The following is a 6,555-nucleotide window of genomic DNA, read 5'->3' on the forward strand; positions in this document are numbered from 1 at the left end:
GTCTATAATAATTAATATAACGGTAGAATCATTAGAAAATGAATGGTTATTTTGTGTTGAAGATAATGGTATAGGTATTCCGTTAGAATTTCAACAAAAAATTTTTATTGTTTTTCAAAGATTATATAATAGTTGTGAGTATGAAGGTACTGGTATTGGTTTAGCTTTATGTGAAAAAATTGTGACTCGTCATGGAGGTAAAATTTGGGTAGAATCAGAGATAGGAAAAGGAGCAAAATTTTACTTTACTTTACTTAAAATATCTTAAAATTACTTAACAGAATCAATGTGTTTACACGCAGTAGAAATTTTATTAGTAGAAGATTCCTTCGCTGATGTGATTTTGATGAAAAATACTTTTAATAAAATGAAGACTTTTACAAATCTTCATGTAGTAAAAGACGGTATTGAAGCAATCAATTTTTTACATCAAGAAGAAGGTTATGAACAAAAACCTCGTCCTGATTTGATATTATTAGACTTAAATTTACCTCGTAAAAATGGCTTAGAAGTGTTAAAAGAAATAAAATTGGATATTAGATATAAAAGAATACCTGTAATTATTTTAAGTACATCTGAAAATAATGAAGACATTTTAGAATGTTATAACTGCCATGCCAATTCTTATTTAACTAAACCTATAGATTTACAAGGATTTTATGATTGTATGGAAGCAATTGATCATTTTTGGGTCAAATTAGCTCGTTATCCTTTAAACTATTAATACTATTAATCTTGTGATATGTTGTCCTCTTTAACTTATCTTCATATTCTCTTGGTAGAGGATAATTTGCCTGATATAATTATCATTAAAAAGCAATTTCAAAAGTTACAAACTCTTCAGGTAGATTTAACTCATGTTTCAACTTGCCGAGAAGCAATCATTAATTTACAAAATACGACTTTTGATGTTATTTTATTAGATTTATCCTTACCTGATAGTCAAAATCTGGATACAGTGAAGACGATTTATGCCCATAGTAATGATATTCCTATTTTGATTTTAACAGGGTTAGATGATGAAGAAATTGCCATAACATCAGTAAGAGAAGGCGCTCAAGATTATTTAGTAAAAGGTGAGATTAATTTAGATAATTTACAACGAGCAATACGATACGCTATAGAAAGAAAACAAAAACTCAAAGAAATTAACATTCTTAATCAAAAATTGTCAGTATCTAATCGGGAATTAGAAAATTATGCTTATATTGTTTCCCATGATTTAAAGCAACCGTTACAAACTATTTTAGCTAGTAGTCAATTAATTTTATATTTAGACAAAGATAATTTAGGGGAAAAATCTTTTCAGCTATTACAGTTTATTTCTGATTCTAGCAATACCATGAATCAATTAATTGATACTCTTTTATCTTATGCAAAAATTGACCACGATCATGAAGAGAAAGATATACTGGATTGTGTTGAGGTAATAAAAAACGTCTTAGGATTGTTAAAGCAACAAATACAAGAAGCCCAAGCCGTTATTAGTATAGAAATAGAAGATAATCAACATCCTGTTACTGTCTTTTATAATCAAACCCAATTAACTCAACTATTTCAAAATTTAATTAGTAACGCCATTAAATATATTCCTGATAATTGTCAGCCAAAAATTAGTATATCGGTAAAGGAAGAAAAAGGAGAATGGTTATTCAGTATTAAAGACAATGGTATTGGTATTAAATCAGAAGATCATCAAAGAATATTTAAAATCTTGGAAAGAATTAATACAGATAAACAATATGATGGTATTGGTATTGGTTTAGCTACTTGCAAAAAAATTATTGAAAATAATGGTGGTAAAATTTGGGTAGAATCTTGTTTAAATCAAGGCTCAACTTTTTATTTTACTATCCCCATTACTCGGTGCATAGAAAATGAGAATGATTATAGCAATTCTATTTGATTTGTGGCATTTCCGTTGCCGAAAAATTTAGAAATGACTAACGCCATAGGTAGTGTTTTTATAATTTCTAAGTTTAATTTATCTAATAATTTCTCTTGATTTCCTCGTCAATTTTTTTGCCGAGGTTTTAAATTGCTCAAAATCCCAAAATGTTACCTATAGAATGAATTTCATTGTTAATAACAAACGTTAAGTAAAGTTAATTTAAGTTTAGGGAATATGATCAAGTTTTTAATAATTTAAAATTTTATTACAATTTATTTAAAACTGTTATCTTGATCACAATTGAAAAAAAAACGGATTTTAAACACAATAATTGTAACAAATTATTACCCAGTTAGTTCTCTCCACAAAATCTTCACATTCTTTGCTTAAATTGATAAACAAGAAATAAAAAACTATTGAATGGTCGAGGTGCAAGTCGATGAATGACTTAATTAAAGAAATCAATCAACGTTATCTTTTAGGAGAAAGGAATTTTAATAGTCATAATTTCTCCAAAGCAAATTTAACAGGTATTAATTTAGCACAAGTAAATTTAAAAAATAGTGACTTGAGTTTTGCTAATTTAGAAAATGCTGATTTAACTAATGCTAATCTCAGTAAATGTAATTTAAAAGGTGCAAATTTAGCGGGTGCAATTTTAACGGGTGCAATTTTAGATGATAGTGATTTAAGTTATAGTAAATTGAATCAAGCCAACCTTTCAGGCATTCATGGCAGACAAACTAATTTTCGTCAGGCACATCTTAACAATGTCAATTTAAAAAAGGCTTATTTGAGTGGTGCTAATTTTACTCAAGCCTCCTTAAATAATTCTGATTTATCCCATGCTAATTTAAAGAAGGTAACATTTCAAAATGCTTTTCTAACGAAGGTGAATTTAACAGAAGCATACCTTAATGAATCAAATTTGATCGGTAGTTGTTTAACGGGCGCTATTTTTTATAAAACCTATTTTCGTGAGGCACAATATAATCAAAATACCATCTTTGATAATAAATTTAGTCCTCAAATGATGGGTATGATTTTTGTTGAATTAAGCCAATTTACCATAGAAGATGTCTTAAAAGCCATCAACTATATTAGTAAATGTAGCCAAAAATATTTAGGAGTAACTTTAGTAGTAAAATACTTACATTCTTCTAAGCCAGAAAACGAATGGTTAAAACAGTTTCAAGCCGATAATTATGGTAATATTGTTTATCTTGGTTCAAAATCTAGTGATATTGACGACTTCAAACTTAAATGGTATCGTCAATGGTTAGAAGAATATTTTAATCGTTGTTCTTTTGTTATTCATAATTTTCGTGAATTAATCAAATCTGACTTGTCATTATCTCCTTATCAAATACATTTACCTCTAGCAGCATAATCAGATAAGCTAGGAAAGCATTTAAGTTGATAAAAAATGACTCAAACGTTTACCTTTTCCCAAATCCAATCTTCCCTTTTCCCTACCTTAAAGGCGCAACTTAGATGTAAACTAGCTTATTAGAAACGGAAAGAATAGCTAATTACCAGTGATTTGTTAAAATACTATTCAGTAAACTGAATTGGTATCCAAAACAACAATGAACCTTACTCGAATTTTGGCGATCGCAACTAATGGTTTTAGAGAAGTAATTAGGGATCGAATTTTATATGTAATTGGATTTTTTATCCTGTTACTGGTCTTAGCATCTCGTATTTTACCGCCTATTGCTGTCAATGCCGATGAAAAAATATTTTTAGATTTAGGGATAGGTGGAATCAATTTATTAGGTGCAATTGTTGCTATATTTGTGGGGACTGGATTAATTAATAAAGAAATTGAAAAAAGAACTGTTCTAATTTTAATTCCAAAACCCCTTACCACCACAGAATTTATCATCGGAAAACATTTAGGGTTATGTGGAGTGCTAGTGGCATTAATTGCTATCATGACGGTAACTTATTTTGTCTTAATGAGTTTGCTAGGAATAAACTACCCTCTACAAAGTTTATTAATTGCTCTAGCTTATGTTTTATTAGAATTAGCATTATTAACGGCGATCGCCATGACTTTTGGTGTTTTTACCAGTTCTGTTTTAGCAACACTTTTGAGTTTTGGAGTATTTGTAATGGGTCACTTAAGTAGAGATCTGTTAGAATTAGGTAAAATTACGGGAAATCCCAGTATTGAGAAAATAACAAAAACTCTATTTTTAATTTTGCCAGATTTAGAAAGATTAAACTTAAAAAATGAAGCAGTTTACAATATTTTGCCCAATACAGTAGAATTAATTAGTAGTGTAATTTATGCACTTTTGTATATTATTTTATTATTAACTATTACCATTACCATCTTCTCTCGCCGACAATTCTAAAACTTTTTTGATGGCTTTTGATGGATTAGCCTAAATAAAATGTAAAAAATATGCAAGACAACTTTATTTTACACAAAATTAATGATCAAGAAATCCATAATTATTTATTTTCTTTGCTAGAAAATTCTGAGAATGTTCATCATTTTAGTCAATGTTGCTATGAAATATTATCTCAATATGTGGAGGTAAAAAACTTTGTTGTTTTTAATAATTATGAAGATGATTACGAAAATATCAAGGTTGTTTATAGTAACAGTATTAATACGGATATTAAACAATATTTATCTATTGTGAATAATATTAATCAATTTCAGAAAACAAGTATAAATAGTCATATATTGTGGAAACGTCAAGATAATAAAGTGAATAATCTTGATTATTGTAATGAAGTTAATGGAAAACAAATAAACTTTTTATACAAAATTACTTTAAATTTTAAAAGTAAAATATTAGGCAATTTATTAATAGAAATAGATAGTTTTAATCTTCAGAAAAATTATCAGGATTACATTATTCACTTATTAAGTAATTATCTATCAATATATCTTTATCAACAATCCTTAGAAATTAAAGAAAAAGAAGTCGAAAAAGAAGCAAAAAAACTATTAGAAAGCAAAGAAAATCAAAGCAAATATTTATCTCATATGAATCATGAATTGAGAACACCGATTGCTGCTGTGATAGGATTTGCTAAAATGTTGCAACAACAATTGTATGGAGAATTAAACCCAAAACAAGCTCAATATGTAGATGCTATTCATCAATCAGGAAAATATTTATTAGACTTAGTTAGTGACTTGTTAGACATCTCGAAAATTGAAGCAAAAAAAGAGGATTTATTTCTTGAAAAAATTTTAGTCAATGAATTATGTGAATCATCATTAGCTTTAATCAAAACAAAAGCACAAGAGCAAGGTTTAGAGTTAAAATTAAAGATCAATTCAGAGGTAGAATATTGTTATGTAGATCAACGTCGTATTAAACAAGTGTTAGTCAATTTATTATCGAATGCTGTTAAGTTTACAGAAAATGGTTCAATTACATTAGATGTGAAAAAAGAAAATAATTATTTAAACTTTAGTGTAATAGATACAGGAATTGGCATCAAAAAAGAATACCAACAGAAATTATTTAAGGCTTTTTCCCAATTAAATACACCTCTTCATCGTAAGCATAGAGGCACAGGGTTAGGCTTGGTTATCTCTCGTGAATTAGCCCGACTTCATGGGGGAGATATTACCCTTATTTCAGTAGAAAATCAAGGTAGTTGTTTTACATTATCTTTGCCGCTTGAAGCATGAATTAAAATTGTATTTTTTTCATAAATTACGTTTCATTTTTTAATCTTAACTGTCGATGAACACAAGCAAGATACCACATATAATCATCTATTTTACAATCAATGGCCTTATTTATATAAAAAATAGAATATTTTGGCTCTTTTTCAGCTTCATAATATAAACCAAGATAAAGATTAAAATAAAATAAATCTCGAATATTGGTAGTCTTAACAGTATTTAAAAGACTTTCAATGGAAAAATTTCCCGCAAAAAGATGATAGATTTGACTCATGAATAAAGGTAAATCATACTTGACAGGCAATAAACATTCCCTTGCTGACAAAGAATTTTCTAATTGGGCGATACAAAGATAGTGCCAAAGAGTTTCTTCAACATCCAGAGAATTAACACTTAAATCTAATTCAAATTGTCGAGCACCTTTACTATATTTATTTAGATAATAATAAGTAATACCTCTTGCCCATAAATAAGGAGTTAGTTGAGGGTTTAACTCTTCAGCTTTATTAAAATCTTGAAGAGAATCAAGGAGTCGCCCTAGTTTAAAGTATATCATTCCTCGATAAATATATATTCTCGGATCAAAAGGAGATATTCTTAATCGTTGATTACATTTACTTAAATCTGTCTCTAAAACAATTGTATCGATCATGAAGTTTATATTTAAGAATAGCAAAAAATATATTGATCATCTTCTCAGTATAGATTAAGATTAAAAATCTCAGAATAAAATCCAAAAATCAGCGAATATATATAATATATGTTAAGTCTGGGCTTTCCTTAGTGTTAGTTTTTATGATTACTTATCAATCAAACACAAATAAAATTGATAATCTAAAAATGATCTAAAAAATCTTTTTGAGAATTAATTATTAATTGATAGAGAATAAAAATAAAAATACTGGTATGATTTACAAAAATCAGTATATCATGAAAACAAATTTATAGTTATTACTTATTTGGTGTGCAAGGAGAATAAACAAATGAAAGAAATAGATTTAAG

Annotated in this window: 7 protein-coding genes; 6 read left to right on the plus strand and 1 reads right to left on the minus strand. The window is 27.8% G+C overall.

Going from position 1 to position 6,555, the window contains the following annotated elements; all coding sequences use genetic code 11:
• The 6 genes from FWJ34_RS17175 to FWJ34_RS17200 all read left to right on the plus strand — a co-directional run.
• Positions 1-268: ATP-binding protein (locus FWJ34_RS17175; RefSeq protein ID WP_308256566.1), on the plus strand; the 268-nt coding region annotated here is incomplete at its 5' end.
• An 18-nt stretch (positions 269-286) separates the two neighbouring features.
• On the plus strand, positions 287-724 hold the full coding sequence (locus FWJ34_RS17180; protein ID WP_308256567.1) for a response regulator: 438 nt from the start codon (positions 287-289) through the stop codon (positions 722-724).
• 18 nt (positions 725-742) lie between these two features.
• Positions 743-1,906: an ATP-binding protein gene (locus tag FWJ34_RS17185; protein ID WP_308256568.1), complete on the plus strand. Its 1,164-nt coding sequence runs from the start codon at positions 743-745 to the stop codon at positions 1,904-1,906.
• A gap of 424 nt (positions 1,907-2,330) precedes the next feature.
• On the plus strand, positions 2,331-3,281 hold the full coding sequence (locus tag FWJ34_RS17190; protein ID WP_308256569.1) for a pentapeptide repeat-containing protein: 951 nt from the start codon (positions 2,331-2,333) through the stop codon (positions 3,279-3,281).
• A 199-nt stretch (positions 3,282-3,480) separates the two neighbouring features.
• Positions 3,481-4,254, plus strand: coding sequence for an ABC transporter permease (locus tag FWJ34_RS17195; protein ID WP_308256570.1), 774 nt, complete (start codon positions 3,481-3,483; stop codon positions 4,252-4,254).
• A gap of 50 nt (positions 4,255-4,304) precedes the next feature.
• Entirely contained in the window at positions 4,305-5,555 is a 1,251-nt protein-coding gene (locus FWJ34_RS17200; protein ID WP_308256571.1) for a HAMP domain-containing sensor histidine kinase, read from the plus strand.
• A 25-nt stretch (positions 5,556-5,580) separates the two neighbouring features.
• On the opposite strand, the gene FWJ34_RS17205 is transcribed toward FWJ34_RS17200, so the two are convergent.
• Positions 5,581-6,204: a tetratricopeptide repeat protein gene (locus FWJ34_RS17205; RefSeq protein ID WP_308256572.1), complete on the minus strand. Its 624-nt coding sequence runs from the start codon at positions 6,202-6,204 to the stop codon at positions 5,581-5,583.
• Positions 6,205-6,555: the final 351 nt, after the last annotated feature.

The sequence above is a fragment of the Geminocystis sp. GBBB08 genome (assembly GCF_016743215.1).
GTDB lineage: Bacteria > Cyanobacteriota > Cyanobacteriia > Cyanobacteriales > Cyanobacteriaceae > Geminocystis.

Coding starts and splice junctions, on each gene's coding strand:
- FWJ34_RS17180 (WP_308256567.1), top strand. CDS start 287: ATGTGTTTACACGCAGTAGAAATTTTATTAGTAGAAGATTCCTTCGCT.
- FWJ34_RS17185 (WP_308256568.1), top strand. CDS start 743: ATGTTGTCCTCTTTAACTTATCTTCATATTCTCTTGGTAGAGGATAAT.
- FWJ34_RS17190 (WP_308256569.1), top strand. CDS start 2,331: ATGAATGACTTAATTAAAGAAATCAATCAACGTTATCTTTTAGGAGAA.
- FWJ34_RS17195 (WP_308256570.1), top strand. CDS start 3,481: ATGAACCTTACTCGAATTTTGGCGATCGCAACTAATGGTTTTAGAGAA.
- FWJ34_RS17200 (WP_308256571.1), top strand. CDS start 4,305: ATGCAAGACAACTTTATTTTACACAAAATTAATGATCAAGAAATCCAT.
- FWJ34_RS17205 (WP_308256572.1), bottom strand. CDS start 6,204: ATGATCGATACAATTGTTTTAGAGACAGATTTAAGTAAATGTAATCAA.